The sequence below is a fragment of the Streptomyces sp. NBC_00510 genome (genome assembly GCA_036013505.1).
Lineage (GTDB): Bacteria > Actinomycetota > Actinomycetes > Streptomycetales > Streptomycetaceae > Actinacidiphila.
In genome coordinates this window covers 1852068-1869995 of the sequence record CP107851.1, presented here as the reverse complement: position 1 = coordinate 1869995, position 17928 = coordinate 1852068, and the positions used below count along the sequence as shown (strand labels likewise).

Sequence of the window (17928 nt, the reverse complement as noted above, 5' to 3'; positions counted from 1 at the left end):
CAGGTCAGAGCATGGATGCCAGGACCTTCCCGGCGATCTTCCGGTCCACCGCGGCGCGTACCAGCGCCGCGGCCAGGACGGCCTCCTCGCCCTCCGGCACCAGCTCCGCCGGCTCGCCGGCCGTGCCGGGGAGCTCCAGGCGCTGCGCACCCTGGAGCACCTTCCCGTCGAAGGCGGGGGCGAATTCCGGCCACACCGCCTGCACCTCCCGCAGGAAGACGCCCGCCCCGACCGGGCCGATGCCGGGCACCTCCCGCAGCAGCCGGCACAGCCGCTCCGCGTCCCCGTCGGCCGCCGCGCGGGCCTTGCGCAGGTCGCCGTCGTACCGGTCCAGCAGCAACTGCGCGGCGTCGCCGAGCCGGGTCGCGGTCCGCTCGTCGTACCGCCGGTAGCCGCCCTCGTCCAGCACGTCCCGTCTCCGCTGCCAGGTCGCGCCGGCCGTCGGCGTGCGGATGCGGGCACTGAGCAGCATCGCGAGGACGAGCAACTGGTAGAGGGGCTGCGGGGTGTCGCGCAACCGGATGCCCGCCTCCATGGCGTACGTCTCGCCGTGGGCCGCCAGCAGCGCCTGCACCGTCGCCCGGGCGTCCCGCACGTCCCGGGCGTTCTCCGCACCCCGGTCGGCCGTCATGTCGGGCCCGTTACCGTGCGCGGTGCCCGGCGCGGCGGCCGGAGCTGGTCGTGGCACATGGGGTGCGTGTTCCCGGACGGACCGGCATGAAACGACTGCCCGGGGTGCGGGCCCGGGCCGTGGGCTCAGCGGTCCAGGAGCCCGGCGCGGTCCTGGGCGCGGTAGCACTCCAGCAGCGTGGCGAGGTCCGCGGCGGTGAAGCGGCGGTACGCCGCGCCGCAGGGTCCCTCGCCGGGCGGGGACCACCACACGGGGTCGGGGCAGCGGAAGCCCTCACGGCGCAGGGCCGCGCGCCGCACCTTGTTGGTGGCGGTGACCGGCATGCGCGGTACGACCCGTACGAAGCGCGGGGCCGACTTCGTGCCGAGGTCCGCCTGCGCCGCCAGGAACGCGGCGAAGGCGCCGGGGTCGAAGGCGGCGCCCTCACGGAGGGCCAGGGCCGCCATCACCTGGTCGCCCGAGACGGGGTCGGGGACGGCGTACACGGCGACCGCCGCGGCGGCGGGGAAGCGGGCCAGGACGTTCTCCACGACGGCGGCGGCGAGGTTCTCGCCGTCCACGCGCAGCCGGTCGTCGGCGCGGCCCGCGAAGTGGAACCAGCCGCCGGTGTCCCGGAAGAAGAGGTCGCCGGTCCAGTACCAGCCGTCGCGGGTGCGCGCGGCGACCGCCTCGGGGTTGCGCCAGTACCCCTCGAAGCGGGAGGGCCCGCGGTTGACGAGCTCGCCTATCGCCTCGTCGCCGTTGAGCAGCCGGCCCGCCGCGTCGAGGACCGCGCGGGGCCGCTCGGCGCCGGTCGCCGGGTCCACCACGGCGAGGTCGGCTCCGGGAGCGGCACGCCCGACCGCGCCGGGCGGCGTGCCGGGGGAGTGCTGGATGGCGGCCCCGCCCTCGGAGGAGCCGTACCCCTCGGTGAGGGGCACGCCGAAGCGCTCCGCGAACCGGGCCGCGTCCACGGCCCCGGCCTCGGTGCCGAAGCCCCGGCGCAGGCGGTGGTCGCGGTCGTCGGGGCGCTCGGGGGTGGCGAGCAGGTACTGCACGGCCCGCCCGACGTAGGTGAAGTACGTGGCCCCGTAGGCGCGTACGTCCGGCAGGAAGCGGGAGGCGGAGAAGGACCGGCGCAGCGCGACCGCGCCGCCGCCCGCGAGGGCGGGGGCCCAGCCGGCCATCACGGCGTTGCCGTGGAAGAGCGGCATGCACAGGTAGTGGACGTCGTCCGGTCCGAGACCCAGGAAGCCGCTGAGGGAGGCGCCCGCGTCGGCGAGCCTCCCCTGGGAGACGACCACGGCCTTGGGGGCGCCGGTCGAGCCGGAGGTGAAGTAGAGCAGGAGCCGGGAGCCGGGGTGTGTCCGGCCGCCGCGCGGCGGACCGGCGTCCTCGTACGGGCGCAGCAGGGCCGCGTACGCCGGGTCGTCCACGACCAGGATCCGCTCCGCGGGGAGGGGGAGCGCGAGACCGCGCAGCGCGGGCAGGTGCGCGTGCTCCGTGACCAGCAGCGCGCACTCGGTGTGCGCGATGTCCCGGGCCAGCTCCGCACCGCGCCGGGTCGGGTTGACCCCCACCACGGCGGCCCCCGCGCACGCCGCGGCGCCGAGCCACAGCGGAAACTCCGGGACGTTGCCCAGGAGCACCCCGAGGTGCGGCTCGGCGCCATGCGGCAGCAGGTCGGCCAGCAGCGCGGCGCGGGCGGCGGAAGCGGCCGCCACGTCATGGCGGCTGAGCCTGCGCTCCCCGTACAGCAGACCGGGGCGCCGATCGCCCCACTGGCCTTCGACGAGTTCCGCTATGGTGCGCCCCATACGGCCGCACCATAGCTGACGCCTCGTCAGATGTCAGGCCTTCGGGGCCTCCTGGTCCGCGCCCTGTTCGGCGATGGACTTGCGGACCTCGTCCATGTCCAGGTCACGGGCCTGCTTGATCAGGTCCTCGAACGCGGGCGCGGGCAGCGCGCCGGGCTGGGAGAAGACGGCCACCTTGTCGCGGATGATCATCAGCGTCGGGATGGACTGGATCTGGAACGCGGCGGCCAGCTCGGGCTGCGCCTCCGTGTCGACCTTGCCGAACACGAGGTCGGTGTTCTTCTCCGCGGCCGACTCGTAGACGGGGGCGAACATCCGGCACGGGCCGCACCAGGACGCCCAGAAGTCGATCAGGACGAAATCGTTGTTGCCCACGACCTCGTCGAAGTTGTCCTTGGTGAGCTCAACAGTGCTCATGCTTCCCTTACCTGCTTCCGGGTGCCGTCGGTCGGGACCCACTGACCGTAACCGAGGGCAGCGCTGCGCTATTCCGAACGCCGCCCTCCCGGCGCGTCCCCCCGCCGCCCCGCGGAACGGGATGCCGGGAGCCGGGCGGGGCCGGATGCTGGAGGGAGCGGGGACGTCCGTCGCCCCCGCCGGTCAGGCACGGGAGCGATCCACGGGAGCGGCCGATGGTGACGACGATGCACGCCGTACGGGCGCATCGGCGCGGCGGGCCCGAACAGCTCCGCTACGAGACCGTGCCCCGCCCGGAGCCGGACGCGGGTGAGGCGCTGGTGGCGGTGCGGGCGGCCTCCGTGACCGCCGGGGAGCTCGGCTGGGACGCGACCTGGACCGACAGCTTCGACGGCTCGGGCCGCGACCGCACCCCCACGATCCCCTCGCACGAGGTCTCCGGAGTGGTCGCCGAGGTGGGCCCCGGGGTGATCACCCCGAGGGTCGGGGACGCCGTCTACGCACTGATCCCCTTCGTCCACGACGGTGCCGCGGCCGAGTTCGTCACGCTCCCCGCGGGCATCCTGGCCGCCAAGCCCCGGCGTCTCGACCACGACGCGGCCGCCTCGGTCCCGCTCGCCGCGCTCACCGTCTGGCAGGCGCTGGCCCGGCACGCAGGGGTCACCCCGGGCCGGCATGTGCTGGTCCACGGCGCGGCGGGAGGCGTCGGCTCCTTCGCCGTCCAGATCGCCGCCGCGCTCGGCGCGCGGGTCACGGCGACCGCCGCCGCGCGCGACGCGGGCTTCGTCGCCGGACTGGGCGCGGAGCGGGTCGTCGACTACGCCGGCAGCCGCTTCGAGGACGAGGTGGCGGACGTGGACGTCGTCTTCGACGCCGTCGGCGGCGCCACGCAGGACCGCTCCTGGTCGGTGCTGCGTCCCGGCGGCCTGCTGGTGAGCATCGTGTCCCCGCCGGACGAGGAGAGCGCCCGCGCGCACGGCGCCCGCGGCGTCTTCTTCGTCGTCGAGCCGGACCGGACGGGCCTGGAGGCGGTCTCCCGGCTCATCGACGGCGGCAAGCTCACCCCGCGCGTCGACCGCGTGGTGCCGCTCGCCGAGACCCGCGCCGCCTACGAGGCGCTGGAGCACGAGCACCGCCGCGGCAAAGTCGTCATCCACGTCGCCGACGGGACCTGACCGCCCCGCGGCGGGAGAGGGCCTACGGGACGACCGTCACCGGCCAGCGGCCCGCCTTGACCAGCCGCACCGCCACCGAGCCCACGATCCGGTGCCCGGCCTTCTCGGAGGCGCCGACCACGACCGCGTCGGCCTTGAGCTCGTCGGAGGCCTGGGACAGCCCGCTGAAGGGGTCGCCCGTGAAGGTGTGGAACTCCCAGCGCAGGCTGGACACCGACTGGAAGCGTGAAGCGGCCTTCTCTATCTCCGCCTTGAGCTCGTCGGCGATCTCGGCGGTCGCCTCCGCGACCGGGGCGCCGAAGGCGGCCCCCGCCGCCAGGACCGGCTGCACGTACACGATCGCCAGCAGCGCCCTCTGGCGCCGCGCCAGCCCCGCCGCGTACGCCGCGGCGCGCCACGACGACTCCGATCCGTCCAGTCCCGCCACGATCACCTTGGGACCGTCCGTGCCCCGCTCGAAAGCCGCCTTGTCGCTCACGTTCCGAGCCTACTTGCGGGACTGCCGCGCGCGCCGCACCGGACGCGGGGAATCCGCGCCCGCGGCGAGATGACCGTCCACCAGCCGCTGCAGCGCGGAGGTGAAGACCGTCCGTTCTTCCTGGGGAAGGGCCGCCAGCAGGTCGCCGTGGACGCGCGCGGTGATCTCCCTGCCGCGGGCGACGAGCTCCCGGCCCGCCTCGGTGACGGTGATGATGCGGGCCCGGCGGTCCGTGGGGGAGGGGTGCCGCTCGGCGAGGCCGGCCCGCTCCAGCTCGTCCATGGTGACCACCATCGTGGTCTTGTCCTGCTGGGAGACCTCGGCCAGTTGAGCCTGCGTCAGCTCCCCGGGGAGCGCGTGCAGCAGCACGCAGTACCCGCGGGGGGTGAGCCCGACCTCGGCCAGCGCCGCCGCCAGCCGGTTCGTCATGGCGTGGCTGGCGTACTGCAGCAGCCCGGTGAAGTCGGGCGCGGAAACCGTGGGACCCATGGTCTGAGCCTAGCAAAAAGGTCCGTTACCGAATCATCGGTGACACGAACGATCCGGCGGGTAAATCGTTCGGCCGCGGGGGCCCGCCTGCCTACCATGGGACGGCATGAACCCCCCGTCCCGTCACCACGACGTCCCCGGCAAGCCCTCCCTCGACGGGCTCGAAGCGAAATGGTCGCGGCGCTGGGACGAGTCGGGCGTACACCGCTTCGACCGGTCGCGGCCGCGCGAGGAGATCTTCTCCATCGACACCCCGCCGCCCACGGCCAGCGGATCGCTCCACATCGGCCACGTCTTCTCGTACACCCACACCGACACCGTCGCCCGCTACCGGCGCATGCGCGGGCAGACCGTCTTCTACCCCATGGGCTGGGACGACAACGGCCTGCCCACCGAGCGCCGGGTCCAGAACCACTACGGGGTCCGCTGCGACCCCTCGCTCCCGTACGATCCCGGCTTCACCCCGCCCGAGCGCCCCGGCAGTCACCAGCGGCCCGTCTCGCGGCGGAACTTCATCGAACTGTGCGAGGCCCTCACCGCCGAGGACGAGAAGGCCTTCGAGCAACTCTGGCGCCGCCTGGGCCTGTCGGTCGACTGGACGCTCACCTACCAGACCGTCGGCGCCCGTTCGCGCGCCGCCTCCCAGCGCGCCTTCCTGCGCAACCTGGCGCGCGGCGAGGCCTACTCGGCCGAGGCGCCCACCCTGTGGGACACCACCTTCCGCACCGCCGTCGCCCAGGCGGAGCTGGAGGACCGCGAACGGCCCGGCGCCTACCACCGGCTGGCCTTCCACCGCCCCGGCGGCGGCCGGGTCGTCGTCGCCACCACCCGGCCGGAACTCCTCCCCGCCTGCGTCGCCCTGGTCGCGCACCCCGACGACGAGCGTTACCGGGAGCTGATCGGCACGAGCGTCACGACCCCGGTCTTCGGCGTCGAGGTCCCCGTCCACGCCCACCGGCTGGCCGACCCGGACAAGGGCACCGGCATCGCCATGATCTGCACCTTCGGCGACACCACCGACGTCATCTGGTGGCGCGAACTACGGCTGCCCACCCGCCCGGTCCTCGGCCGCGACGGACGCTTCCTGCCCGCGCCGCCGGCCGCCCTGCGGACGGCGCAGGCCCGCGAGGCGTACGGAAAGCTGGCCGGCGCCACCGCGCACACCGGCCGCGAGCGGCTGGTGGGGATGCTGCGCGAGCGCGGCGACCTGGAGGGCGAGCCCGAACCGGTCGTCCACGCCGTGAAGTTCTACGAGAAGGGCGACCGGCCGCTGGAGATCGTCACCACCCGCCAGTGGTACCTGCGCAACGGCGGCCGCGACGAGGCCCTGCGCGACCGGCTGCTGGAGCGGGGTCGCGAACTGCGCTGGCACCCGGAGCACATGCGCGTCCGCTACGAGAGCTGGGTCGAAGGACTCAACGGCGACTGGCTGGTCAGCCGCCAGCGCTGGTTCGGCGTCCCCGTCCCCGTCTGGTACCCGCTCGACGAGACCGGCGAGCCCGTCCACGGCACGCCGCTGGTCCCCGACGAGTCGGCGCTGCCCGTCGACCCCGGTACCGACGTCCCCGACGGCTACCGCGAGGAGCAGCGCGGCGCGCCCGGCGGGTTCACCGGCGACCCGGATGTCATGGACACCTGGGCGACGTCGTCGCTCACCCCGCAGATCGCCGCCGGATGGGGCACCGACGACGAGCTGTTCGCCAGGGTCTTCCCGATGGACCTTCGGCCGCAGGCCCACGAGATCATCCGCACCTGGCTGTTCGGCAGCATCGTCCGCGCCCACGCCGAGCAGGGCGTCCTGCCGTGGCGGCACGCCGCGATCTCCGGCTGGATCCTCGACCCGGACCGCAAGAAGATGTCCAAGTCCCGGGGCAAGGCGGTCACCCCGGGCGACCTGCTGGAGCAGCACGGCTCCGACGCCGTCCGCTACTGGGCGGCCGCCGCCCGGCCGGGCACGGACACCGCCTTCGACACCGGGCAGATGAAGATCGGCCGCCGCCTGGCCATCAAGGTCCTCAACGTCGGCCGCTTCGTCGTCACCTCCGGCGTGGTCGCGGACGGCGCGGTGGCGGAAGGCGCCGCACCGGCGGTCGCCGCGCCGCTGGACCGCGCCCTCCTCGCGGCCCTCGCGTCGACCGTCCGCGCCGCCACCGACGCCCTGGAGGAGTTCGACCACGCCCGCGCCCTGGAACGCGTGGAGTCCTTCTTCTGGGACTTCTGCGACGACTACGTCGAACTGGTCAAGGGCCGCGCGTACGACGGCGACACCTCCGCCCTCGCGACGCTGTCCACCGCGCTGTCGGTCCTGCTGCGGCTGTTCGCGCCCTTCCTGCCCTTCGTCACCGAGGAGGTCTGGTCATGGTGGCGTGAAGGCTCGGTCCACCGCGCCGACTGGCCCGACGCGGATGCCCTGCGGGCGCTCTCCGGCGACGGGGACCCGCGCGTCCTGGCCACCGCCCGCGACGCGATCACCGCGGTCCGCAAGGCCAAGTCCGAGGCGCGGCTGTCGATGCGGGCGGAGGTCGCCCGGCTCGTCGTCACCGGCCCGGCCCCGGAGCTGGCGCTCCTCGCCCTGGCCGAGGACGACGTCCGCGCCGCGGCCCGCGCGGCGGCGGTGGAACACGTCCCGGCGGCCGGTGACGCCCTGGCGTACGAGGTGCGCTTCCCGGACTCGCCCTGAACGCCTGCGACGTGCCCGCCCCGCCCGCCCGGCCGGCGCCCGGAGCCGGTGGATTGCGCCCGTCATGGGATCGGTGAGCGGTGCGGGGCGGGTGGATCGGTGAGCGACGGAACGGGCCGGTGGGGACTGGCGGCCGGGCGGGGCTGTTCCCAGCGCCGGCGGTGGCCGGGTGCTCGGGGGAGGGCGGCACGTCCTCCGCACCGCCTGAGCCGTCGGCCCCGGCCTCGGTGTCGCCCTCGCACTCACCGTCCCCGTCGGCGTCGCCCTCGGCCTCGGCGTCCGCCTCCCCCACGCGGTCCGCGTCCCCTGCGCGCTCCGCGCCCCACCCAGGGCGGGACGGCCGGCCGGGGGCACGGGTCCGGAACGGCGATCGAGCAGAACCCCAAGGGCTACGGATCGCCGGTGCCGCGCACGCCGCCGACGCCGGAGTGGACGCCGGCCACCGGTTTCCCCACCGACGCCGTCGAGGTGCCGATGCCCACGCAGCTCGGCTGACGGACCCCCGCGGCGGGCCTCAGGGCAGCGGCTGCGGAGGGCGCGGTCCCACGTAGTGCCCGCTCGGGCGCATGCGCAGCGGGGGTTCCTCGTACTCCTCCAGGGCGTGGGCGATCCAGCCCGCCGTCCGGGCGACCGCGAAGACCGTCTCGCCGGCTTCGGGGACCATGCCGGTGGAGACGGAGAGCACCGCCAGGGCGAGGTCGACGTTGGGGTGGACCGGGGTGTGACGGGCCGTCGTGGCGGCCACCTCGCGGGCGGCGGCCAGCGCCCGCTCCGCGTACGGGACGTCCTCGAGCAGCCGGAAGAGCATGACCGCGCGGGGGTCCTCGGCCCGGTAGAGGCGGTGGCCGAGCCCCGGCACACGGCGGCCCGCGCGCAGGTGGTCGGCGACGACGGCCGCCGCGCTGCCGCGGTCGAGGACCTCGGCCAGCATGCGGTGGGCGAGGCCGCTCGCGGCTCCGTGCAGCGGGCCGTCGAGGGCCCCGAGGCCGGCCGAGACCACGGCGTACGGATGCGCGCGGGCGGAGGCGGCCACGCGCACGGCGAGCGTCGAGGCGGCCAGGTCGTGGTCGATGAGCAGGACGAGCGCCGCGTCCAGCGCACGCAGTGACGCGTCGTCGGCCGGGCGACCGGACAGGCGGGACCACAGCCGCCAGGCCAGCCGGCCCTCGCCCCGGTGCGGGGTCCCGGCCGCGGGCAGAGCCCGGACCAGCGTGGGGATGAGGCCGCGGGCGGCGCCGAGCACGGCCTCGGGGGAGAGGTCGAACCGGAGCGGGTCCGCCGCGGCCGCCGCGACGGCGGTCGCCCGCAGCCGGTCCATCGGGCCGCTGTGCCCGGGCAGCACCCCGACCGCCCGCCGGGCGGCCTGCAGCGCCTGCGGTGGCGCGGTGAAACGCACCCCGGAACGCAGGACGCCGGTCCACAGCCACTCCGCCACCTCCTCGTAGCCGTACCGCTCGGCCAGGGCCGTCGCGTCGACCCCGCGGAAGTAGCAGCGGTCCCCGTCGATGAGGGTGATCGCGGTGCGCACGGGGCCCGTGCCGTCGTCCGCGGGGGGCTGCTGCGCCGCGCGCCGGTTGCGGCGCACGAGGGCGTCGACCTCCTCGGGGTCGAAGGTGCTGCCGCGCCCGCCGGGCGCGCGCCGGCTGCTCAGCAGGCCGCGGCTGACGTAGGCGTACACCGTCTCCGGCTTGACCCCGAGCCGCCCGGCCGCCTCGCGGGTGCTCAGCCGTTCCTCCGTCGTCATGACTCCATCCCACCACATATTGATTGGATCAATATTGACGGGGATTGAATCAATGATGGATGGTCGGGTCAACGCCGAGCCGTCGAAGCAGCACCGGAGGACCACCGTGACCGTCATTCCCGTCACCCCCGACGTACCCCGCGGCCTGAAGGGAGTCGTCGTCACCGAGACCTCGCTCGGCGACGTCCGCGGCACCGAGGGCTTCTACCACTACCGCCAGTACTCGGCCGTCGACCTGGCGCAGAGCCGCACCTTCGAGGACGTCTGGCACCTGATGCTGCTCGGCACGCTGCCCGACGCCGGCGGGCGCGCCGCCTTCGCCCGGCGCGTCGCCCCGCTGCGCCGGCTGCCCGCCGCCGTCCGCGACGCGCTGCCGGCCGTCGTCCGCTCCGGAGCGCTCAGCGGCCCGCTCGCCGGGCTACGTTCGGCGCTGTCCTTGCTGGGGGCGGCCGAGGGCTTCCGCCCGCTGTACGACATCGACCCGGAGCGGCGGCTGTCCGACGCGCTCGCCGCGACCGCCGCCGTGCCCACGCTGCTGACCGCCCTGTACCGGCTCGGCCAGGGCCTGGAGCCGGTCGAACCGCGCGACGACCTGCCGTTCGCGGCCAACTACCTGTACATGCTCACCGGCGAGGAGCCCGACCCGGCCCGCGCCCGGGCCGTCGAGCGGTACCTGATCTCCACCGTGGACCACGGCTTCAACGCGTCCACCTTCACCGCCCGCGTCATCGCCTCGACCGGCGCCGACCTCGCCGCCTGCCTCACCGGCGCCGTCGGCGCGCTGTCCGGCCCGCTGCATGGCGGCGCCCCGAGCCGGGCCCTGGACACCCTGGACGCCATCGGAACCCCGGAGCGCATCGACCCGTGGATCCGTGAACGCGTCCTGGCGGGCGACCGCATCATGGGGTTCGGCCACCCCGTCTACCGCACCGAGGACCCCCGTTCCCGGATGCTCAAGGAGATCGCCCGGTCCTTCGGCGGCCCGCTCGTCGACCTCGCCGTCCAGGTCGAGGCGCGGGTCGAGGCGATCCTCGCCGAGCTGAAGCCCGGCCGTGAACTCCACACCAACGTGGAGTTCTACGCCGGCGTCGTCATGGAGCTGTGCGGCCTGCCGCGCGAGATGTTCACCCCCACCTTCGCCTGCGCCCGTGTCGTGGGCTGGTGCGCCAACGTCCTGGAGCAGGCCGAGGACAGCAAGATCATCCGTCCGGCCGCCCGCTACGTCGGCCCGGTGCCGCCCCAGCCGGTGCCGGCGACGTGAGGGGTCCGCGGGCCGGTCAGGGCGCCGAGGGGCGTTCCAGCAGGAGGTAGTCGCCGTCCTCGCCCGTGTGGTGGTAGCCCGCGCCCTCGTAGAGGCGGAGGGCCGGATTGACGCGGTGGACACCGAGCGCCAGCGTCCCGTGGCCTGCCGCGCGGGCCTGCGCGGCGAACGCGTCGAGGAGGAGGCGGCCGAAGCCGCGGCGCCGCAGGGCGGGCACCACGTGCAGGCCGACCAGCAGGGCCTTGCCGTCGTCCGCCGGCATCCACATCATCGAGCCGCCCGGGCCGCCGCCGGCCTCCAGCACAAGGGTGCGGTCCAGGCACTCCACCCACAGGCCGAGGTTGAGGTCGATCGCCTCGGTCCAGGCCGCCTCGGCGGCGGGTTCCACGGCACGGATGTAGTCGCGTTCCCACCGCAGGAGCTGCGGCAGGTCCGCGGGCCGCGCGGGGCGGGTGACGGCCGTCGGGCCGGGGCTGCTGGGCACGGTGGTCACCGTAACGCCCCTGCCGGGCCCGCCGGCGGCCGGGCCGCCGCTACTCCCGGGCGGCCGGCTTGCGGTCGACCGGCGTGACCGGGGTGACGGTCTCCTCCATGGTGCGGCGGGGGCCGGACCAGGGGGCGGGGACCGCGTCGAAGAGGTAGGCGAAACGGTAGGCCAGTTCCTCGTAGTTGACCCGCCAGCCGCGGAAGTGCGGCCACGCCTCCTCGGGGGTGCGCTCCAGCGGGTAGCCGTTGGCCGCGGCGTGGGCGACGGCCGCGGCGAACTCCTCGTACGGCAGCCTGATGGTCGCGTTGGGCGAGGGGTCGGCGTCGTACGGGATCCGCCAGATCGCGGCGATGTCGCGCAGGCAGACGAATCCGGCCCGCAGGGCGAGCCGGGCCTCGGCCTGCGGGCGCCCGGGGTTGAGGGCGAGTTGCATGGCGGCGGCGTCCATGACGGCGAGCAGGGCGATCAGCCAGCTGCGGTCGGGCTGCGGGGAGCGGAACCGGCTGAGCACCGTGTAACTGGTGTGGCTCTCGCTCACCTCCGCCGCCCACCGCTCCCAGTTGCGGAACAGCTCGGTGAGGCTGTCGGTGAGCCCGATCTGGGCGTAGCGGGCGAGGATCTCCGGCCCCCACGGCGGGTTGCCCGCCCGGGCCTGCAGCAGGGTCACCTCCGCCTCGCGGCGCGAATAGGCGGCGTACAGGGTCGGCAGGTAGCCGATCTGGAGGCCGATGGTGATCGGGCCGGTCGCGGCGGCGATGAAGTCGATCACCGTGAGGTCGACGTGGTGGCTGCTGGCGAAGCCCAGCGTGAACAGCGACGACCCCGCCTCGCGCAGCGCGTCGAGCGGGGCGAGGTCGCTGACCGCCGCCTGCAGCATGGCGTAGCCCGCCCAGAACGCGACCAGCCAGCCGATCAGGTTGGCGAGGATGGACACCGCGGCCACCGGGACGAGGACGCGGTCCTTGGCCTCGGGCGTCCGGCAGCGGTCCGCGACGAACTGGAAGGGCAGGTGGACCGCCGCGTGCACCAGGCGCGTGAAGCTGGACCGGGTCGGCCGCGGGATCACCAGCGTGCGCAGCACCGAAGAGAAGGTCCCGGCGACGACCAGCGCCCCGACGAGACCGATCAGGACGCGCACTGGACTTCCCTCCCCGGACGGTTCACAGCACCCGCCGGCGGACCAGCGCGGCCAGCACCAGCACACCGGGGAGCAGGGGCAACCATACGGTGACGATGCGGTACGCCAGCACCGCGGAGGTCGCCGCCACCCCGGTGGCGCCCGCGGTGACCAGTGCCAGGACCAGGGCCACGTCCAGCGAGCCGATTCCGCCCGGGGTCGGCAGCAGGGCCGCCGCCGCGCTGCCCGCCAGGTACGCCACCGCGACGTGCGCGGCCGGCACCGGCGCGTGCAGCGACCGTACGACCGCGACCAGCACCGCGGCGTGCATCACCGGGAAGGCCAGGGAACCCGCCCACAGCGCCGCCACCCGCGCGGAACGGCCGTGCACCGCGCGGACGTCGGTGGCGACCGTGCCGAGGAACGAGCGGACGGTGCGGCGGACGTGGCGCACCGACAGCAGGACCACCAAGACCAGGCAGAGCGCCGCGCCGGCCACGAGGGCGACGGTGGGACCGGGCCGCCCGGGCACGACCTTGCGCAGGTCGAGGGCGTGCGGGAAGGCCGCGAGCAGGACCACCAGCAGCCCGATCCGCACCACGCAGGCCGCCAGCGCCCGCACGGTCAGCGCGGCCGCGGAACGACTGGGGGAGAGGCCGCAGCGCAGCAGGAAGCGCAGGTTGACGGCGTTGCCGCCGACGCCCGCCGGGAGGATGTGGTTGGCCGCGGACGCGGCGAACTGGGTGGCCAGCAGGCGTCCCGTGGGCAGTTGCTCCAGCACGGCGCCCTGCTGGGCGGCCGCCGAGCACACCCAGGCGAGCAGCGTCGCGGCCCCGGCCGCCAGCAGCCACTCGGCGTCGGCGGAACCCAGCCGGTCGGTACCGGCGTCCACCATCGGCCACTGCCGCAGGACGATCAGGGCCACCAGCAACAGCGGTGCCGCACCGACGATCTGACGTACTGGGAGGCGCCGCCACATGCCGTTCGTGCCCTTCCGGTCGCCGCGGTCGCCCGCGCTGCCGTGAGGTGCTCCCCGGCGCAGCCCCGGCCGTACCTACGCACGACCATACGGCGCGGCGACCCGTACCGCTCATCCGGCGGCGCGTCCGGCCGCCCCGTGGTACGGGGCGGGACCGGACGGCGCCCCCGGCGCGCGGGACGGCCTACAGCTCCAGGAGGCTGCCCCGGTCGTCCACGCGGTCGGCCGACTCGTCGTCGAACCAGACCGCGTCGGTGGCGAGGTAGCGGAAGCGGTGCACACCCGCCGGGAGGATCACCGACACCGTGCGGGTTCCGTCGCGGCGGGGGACGAGGGTGTGCCGGCCGGGCTCCCAGCCGTTGAAGTCGCCGACCACGCTCACGGTGCCGGGCGGGTGGTCGACGGGGAGGGCGAAGGTGATCCGCGTCTTGCGGCCGAACAGCTTGCTGCGCCTGAGCATGGGCTCTCCCTGCGGGGCGGACGAGGGACGGAGGACACGTGCGGTGCTCGGGTGCCCCACATTCTTCCGGTGCTCCGGGGAAAGTCACATACCGACTGGTCGGTGTTACGGGCTATCGTGACCCCGGACGACGTTGGTACGTACGCGGAGGGAGTCGCGGTGCGCGCGATCCAGATCACCGAATTCGGCGGGCCGGAGGTGCTTCGGCAGGTCGAGCTGCCCGATCCCGTGCCGGGGCCGGGGCAACTGCTGGTCGAGGTCTCCTCGGCGGGGGTCAACTACGCCGACACGCACTTGGTGGAGAACTCCTACCTCTCCAAGGCCACCCTGCCCCTCGTGCCCGGCGCCGAGGTGGTCGGCCGCACCGCCGACGGCCGCCGCGTGGTCGCCCTGACCGACAACGGCGGATACGCCGAGAAGGCCGTCGTCGAGGAGTACCTCGCCCACGACGTGCCCGAGGGCGTCACCGACGGCCAGGCCCTCGCCCTGGTCGTCCAGGGCCTCACCGCCTGGCACCTGCTGCGCACCTCGGCCCGCATGGCCGAGGGCGAGTCGGTGGTCGTGCACGCCGCCGCGGGCGGCACCGGCTCGCTCGCCGTGCAGCTCGCCAAGGAGTTCGGCGCGGGACGGGTCATCGCCACCGCCTCCTCCAAGGACAAGCGCGACCTCGCGCTGGAGCTCGGCGCGGACGTCGCGATCGAGGCGGACTCCACGGACCCCGCGGGGCTCAAGGAGCGGATCGTCGAGGCCAACGGCGGCAAGAAGGTCGACATCGTGCTGGAGATGACCGGCGGCCCGGTCTTCGACGCCTCGCTGGCCGCGCTCGCCCCCTTCGGCCGCCTGGTGACGTACGGACTCGCCTCCCGCGTCCCCCCGGCCCCGGTGCAGGCGGCGCAGCTCATGGGCCGCTCCCGGGCCGTCGTCGGCTTCTGGCTGATGCACTGCCTGGGGCGCCCCGGCATGTACCGCGAGCCGATGGCCGACCTGCTGGCCATGACCGCCGACGGACGGCTGAAGCCGCAGGAGGGCGGCAGGTACCCGCTCTCCGAGGTCACCCGTGCCCACGAGGACCTGCGGGCCCGCCGTACTTACGGCAAGCTCACGCTCGACCCGGCAGGCTGATCACTCCGGGCCGGCCGCGCTTTCGCCCCCGCCGTTCACGGTCCCGCGGAGGCACAATCGACAGCGGAGCACGAAGCCGCGGCCGGCGGCCCGGAGGAACGGGAGGGGCCATGGACAGGACCCGCTTCGCCCCCGACCGGGGGCTGACCACCCGCATGGTGGTCACCATGTTCATGATCGGACTGCTGTACGTCGTGTTCGTGGGCGTCCTGCTGGCCCTGCTGCGCGGTGCCTGGCCACTGATCCTGATCGTCGCGGGCGGGCTGTTCATCGCCCAGTTCTGGTTCAGCGACCGGATCGCCGCCTTCAGCATGGGCGCCCGCGAGGTCACGCCCGAGCAGGCCCCCGAACTGCACGGCGTCGTCGACCGGATCTGCGCCCTGGCCGACATGCCCAAACCGCGCGTCGCGATCGCCGACAGCGACGTCCCCAACGCGTTCGCCACCGGACGCAACGAGAAGGCGGCCCTGGTGTGCGCCACCACCGGCCTGCTGCGCCGGCTGGAGCCCGAGGAGCTGGAGGGCGTCATCGCCCACGAACTCTCCCACGTCGCCCACCGGGACGTGGCGGTCATGACGATCGCCTCCTTCCTGGGCGTCCTCGCCGGGGTGATCACCCGCATCGGACTGTGGGGCGGCCTCGGCCGCAACAGCCGCGACCCCGGCACCGCGATCGTGGTCATCCTGATCCCGCTGGTCAGCGCGCTCGTGTACTGCGTCAGCTTCCTGCTGACCCGGATGCTGTCCCGCTACCGCGAGCTGTCCGCCGACCGCTCCGCCGCACTGCTCACCGGGCGGCCCTCCGTCCTGGCCTCGGCGCTGACCAAGGTCTCCGGGCAGATGGCCCGCATCCCCACCGAGGACCTGCGCAAGGCCGAGCCCTTCAACGCCTTCTACTTCGTCCCGGCCCTCGCCGGCGGCCAGAGCCTGGCCCAGCTGCTGTCCACGCATCCCACGCTGGAGCAGCGGCTGGCGCAGCTCGGCCGGATCTCCGTCGAGCTGGGACGGCGCTGATGGGGTTCCTGGACGCGCTGCTGGGCCGCAGCAAGCCCGTCAGACCCGACCTGGACCAGCTGTTCGGGCTCCCCTCGGCGGCCGTGACCCTGGAGGCCGCAGCCGGCTTCCGGCCCACCGGCGTGGGCTCGGTGTGCTTCGCCGCCGTGGAGGGCGGCGCGTTCGCCGAGGTCCAGCAGGACGTGCGGGCGCTCCTCGACATGGACACCGGCCAGGGCGCCGTGCCGGTGGAGTCCGTCCGCGACGCGTACGGGTACACATGGCTGGTCGTCCGGCGTCCGGCCGAGGACCTGCCGGTCCTGGTCGGCGACCTCCACGCGGTCAACTCGGCCCTGGAGGGGCACGGCTTCGGCCCCCAGCTGCTCTGCTCCCTGGCCGCCTTCCGCGATGACGCCGGGCGGTCGCTGGCGCTGGTCTACCTCTACAAACGAGGCTCGTTCTACCCGTTCGCCCCGCTTCCGGGGGAGAAGCGCGACAACCCCCTGGAGCTCCAGGTCAAGGCCCTGCTCGGGAACGACCTCCGCCTCGAGGAGGACCTGGGCCGCTGGTTCCCCCTCTGGGGCGCGCCGGGCCTGGGGGGCTGAAGGGCAGGCGTTCTCACCCCCAGGGCTGCACGTCCACCACGGCCTCGACCGACGCGGGCACCTGCACATGCGGGAACTCCTCGATGCCGAGTCGGGCCGGGTCCAGGGTCCGGCCGCGGCGCTGTGGGCCGCCGGTGGTGAAGACGCCGATGCCGTTGGCGACGAGGCGTTCCGTGCCGCCCGCCGGGTGGTTGCGGACCTTGACGCGGGACGCGCCGGGGGCGCGGGTGACGAGGGTGGAGGAGCCGCCGCCGTCGAGGTTGACGGCGGCCTGGGCGCCGATGCCGGACATCAGGGAGGCGAGTTCGCGGACCGTGAGGCCATTGCCCGACTCGGCCTTCCCGTCCAGGGCCAGGAGGTACATCACGTGCCCGTCGTCGCCGAAGCCCGCCGCGGTGCGGGTCGCCGCGACGCCGTTCTCCAGGCCGACCAGGGGGTAGCCGTCGCGCAGGATCGGGTAGCCCCCGACGGCGAAGCGGTACCCGCCGCCGTACGCGGAGGCCACCAGCCGCTGCTGTACGTCGACCGCGTCGCCGGGCTCCAGCAGGCGCAGCGCCTCCGCGCCCGCCTCGCGGCCGACGAGGACCACCGCGTCGGGCGGGATCCCGCCCTCTCCCGGGCCCTCGCCGACGTCCACGACCTCGCCCTGGCTGACCATGACCTCGTAGGTGTCGGCACTGCAGGGCGCCGCGCGCCTGGTGTCGTCGCCGCAGCCGGCGCGGAGCCGGGAGGCGCTGCCCCAGTCCGAGGTGTACAGGCCGACGCCGCCGACCGGGAGCGCGTACTGGTTCAGGCCGGCGAGCGGCACCGTGCCCTCCTCGAAGCTGACCGAGCCGGCCAGCCGGAGCCGGTCGAGCCGGGCGATCCGGTCGGTGCCGACCGCGAGGACGTCCTCGGTGGTCGCGCCGGGCGGCAGCTTGGGCCCGAAGCGCTGGGCCGGCGGCACCGCCGACTTCAGGGCCCGTCCCGTGGCGACCGCCGGGCCGACCGCGGCACCGGTCGCGGGCACCCCGGGGTGCTGGGCCTCGCTCATGTTGAAGAAGTCGGCGTTGATGCCGCCCACCGCGCCCGCGGCGTCGGCGAGCCCCGAGACCGTGCCGCGTCCGGCGACGACACCGGGATGCAGCAGGTCCACCGTGACGCCCGGCGTGCGCAGATCCACCGTCAGCAGATGTCCGCGGGCCGTGCCGTGGGCTCCCCGGTAGGTGAACGTCCGGTAGTCCACGCCCGAGGCGAGCCGAGTGGTCGCGCCGTAGCGCAGCCCGTCCCCGGCGACCGCGGCGGCGGCCCCGCCGGCGCCGCCGAGCACGGCGCTCCACGCCAGCGTCGCGGAGATCGCCAGGCGCACCCGGCGGGGTCGTCGAGTCACGTCGCTCCAGCCCGAAAACCGATTATCTGACGAAAGGTCAATGGTTGCCCGGACCGGCTGGGTTGTCGCACCACCACGCCGCGCGTGACGGGGAATCCGACTCGATACGGTGAAAAGCGGGCGGGA

General features: G+C 74.7%; 17 protein-coding genes. 6 read left to right on the top strand and 11 right to left on the bottom strand.

What is annotated here, in order from left to right:
• Positions 1-4: 4 nt before the first annotated feature.
• The 3 genes from OG937_08355 to trxA form a co-directional block, all read right to left on the bottom strand.
• On the bottom strand, positions 5-631 hold the full coding sequence (locus tag OG937_08355) for an endonuclease (protein WUD71703.1): 627 nt from the start codon (positions 629-631) through the stop codon (positions 5-7).
• A gap of 125 nt (positions 632-756) precedes the next feature.
• A complete protein-coding gene (locus OG937_08350) occupies positions 757-2427 on the bottom strand; it encodes an AMP-binding protein (GenBank protein WUD71702.1) in 1671 nt (556 codons plus the stop codon).
• 33 nt (positions 2428-2460) lie between these two features.
• Entirely contained in the window at positions 2461-2844 is a 384-nt protein-coding gene (gene trxA / locus OG937_08345; protein WUD71701.1) for a thioredoxin, read from the bottom strand.
• 215 nt (positions 2845-3059) lie between these two features.
• On the opposite strand from trxA, the gene OG937_08340 reads away from it, so the two are divergent.
• Positions 3060-4019 carry an NADP-dependent oxidoreductase gene (locus tag OG937_08340; protein ID WUD71700.1) on the top strand — a complete coding sequence of 320 codons (960 nt, stop codon included), beginning with the start codon at positions 3060-3062 and terminating at the stop codon, positions 4017-4019.
• A 22-nt stretch (positions 4020-4041) separates the two neighbouring features.
• On the opposite strand, the gene OG937_08335 is transcribed toward OG937_08340, so the two are convergent.
• Positions 4042-4497, bottom strand: coding sequence for a universal stress protein (locus OG937_08335; GenBank protein WUD71699.1), 456 nt, complete (start codon positions 4495-4497; stop codon positions 4042-4044).
• 9 nt (positions 4498-4506) lie between these two features.
• Positions 4507-4986, bottom strand: a complete 480-nt coding sequence (locus OG937_08330) for a MarR family winged helix-turn-helix transcriptional regulator (protein WUD71698.1) — start codon at positions 4984-4986, stop codon at positions 4507-4509.
• Positions 4987-5092: 106 nt separating this feature from the next.
• Between OG937_08330 and valS the strand changes: the two genes are divergently transcribed.
• Positions 5093-7666 (top strand): valine--tRNA ligase, encoded by a 2574-nt coding sequence (valS, locus tag OG937_08325; GenBank protein ID WUD71697.1) that lies wholly within the window; start codon positions 5093-5095, stop codon positions 7664-7666.
• A gap of 514 nt (positions 7667-8180) precedes the next feature.
• Here the strand turns inward: valS and OG937_08320 are convergent.
• On the bottom strand, positions 8181-9410 hold the full coding sequence (locus OG937_08320) for a citrate synthase (protein WUD71696.1): 1230 nt from the start codon (positions 9408-9410) through the stop codon (positions 8181-8183).
• A gap of 106 nt (positions 9411-9516) precedes the next feature.
• On the opposite strand from OG937_08320, the gene OG937_08315 reads away from it, so the two are divergent.
• Complete coding sequence (locus OG937_08315; GenBank protein WUD71695.1) at positions 9517-10671, top strand: citrate synthase/methylcitrate synthase; 1155 nt, start codon at positions 9517-9519, stop codon at positions 10669-10671.
• A gap of 16 nt (positions 10672-10687) precedes the next feature.
• Here the strand turns inward: OG937_08315 and OG937_08310 are convergent, their stop codons facing one another.
• The 4 genes from OG937_08310 to OG937_08295 all read right to left on the bottom strand — a co-directional run bounded on the left by OG937_08310 (position 10688) and on the right by OG937_08295 (position 13714).
• Positions 10688-11155 (bottom strand): GNAT family N-acetyltransferase, encoded by a 468-nt coding sequence (locus OG937_08310; protein ID WUD71694.1) that lies wholly within the window; start codon positions 11153-11155, stop codon positions 10688-10690.
• A 49-nt stretch (positions 11156-11204) separates the two neighbouring features.
• Complete coding sequence (locus OG937_08305) at positions 11205-12296, bottom strand: hypothetical protein (protein WUD71693.1); 1092 nt, start codon at positions 12294-12296, stop codon at positions 11205-11207.
• A gap of 22 nt (positions 12297-12318) precedes the next feature.
• Positions 12319-13254, bottom strand: a complete 936-nt coding sequence (locus OG937_08300; GenBank protein ID WUD71692.1) for a flippase-like domain-containing protein — start codon at positions 13252-13254, stop codon at positions 12319-12321.
• 184 nt (positions 13255-13438) lie between these two features.
• The gene (locus OG937_08295) at positions 13439-13714 is read right to left on the bottom strand and encodes an isoamylase early set domain-containing protein (protein WUD71691.1); all 276 of its coding nucleotides are present in this window, start codon (positions 13712-13714) and stop codon (positions 13439-13441) included.
• A gap of 159 nt (positions 13715-13873) precedes the next feature.
• Here OG937_08295 and OG937_08290 point away from each other — a divergent pair, with 159 nt between their 5' ends.
• The 3 genes from OG937_08290 (at position 13874) to OG937_08280 (ending at position 16433) form a co-directional block, all read left to right on the top strand.
• Positions 13874-14836, top strand: a complete 963-nt coding sequence (locus tag OG937_08290) for a zinc-binding dehydrogenase (GenBank protein WUD71690.1) — start codon at positions 13874-13876, stop codon at positions 14834-14836.
• Between the two features lie 110 nt (positions 14837-14946).
• Positions 14947-15849 carry a zinc metalloprotease HtpX gene (htpX, locus tag OG937_08285; protein ID WUD71689.1) on the top strand — a complete coding sequence of 301 codons (903 nt, stop codon included), beginning with the start codon at positions 14947-14949 and terminating at the stop codon, positions 15847-15849.
• Positions 15849-16433, top strand: coding sequence for a hypothetical protein (locus tag OG937_08280; protein ID WUD71688.1), 585 nt, complete (start codon positions 15849-15851; stop codon positions 16431-16433). The genes htpX and OG937_08280 overlap by 1 nt, the downstream gene beginning before the upstream one ends.
• A 13-nt stretch (positions 16434-16446) precedes the next feature.
• Here the strand turns inward: OG937_08280 and OG937_08275 are convergent, their stop codons facing one another.
• Positions 16447-17802 carry a phosphodiester glycosidase family protein gene (locus OG937_08275; protein WUD71687.1) on the bottom strand — a complete coding sequence of 452 codons (1356 nt, stop codon included), beginning with the start codon at positions 17800-17802 and terminating at the stop codon, positions 16447-16449.
• Positions 17803-17928: the final 126 nt, after the last annotated feature.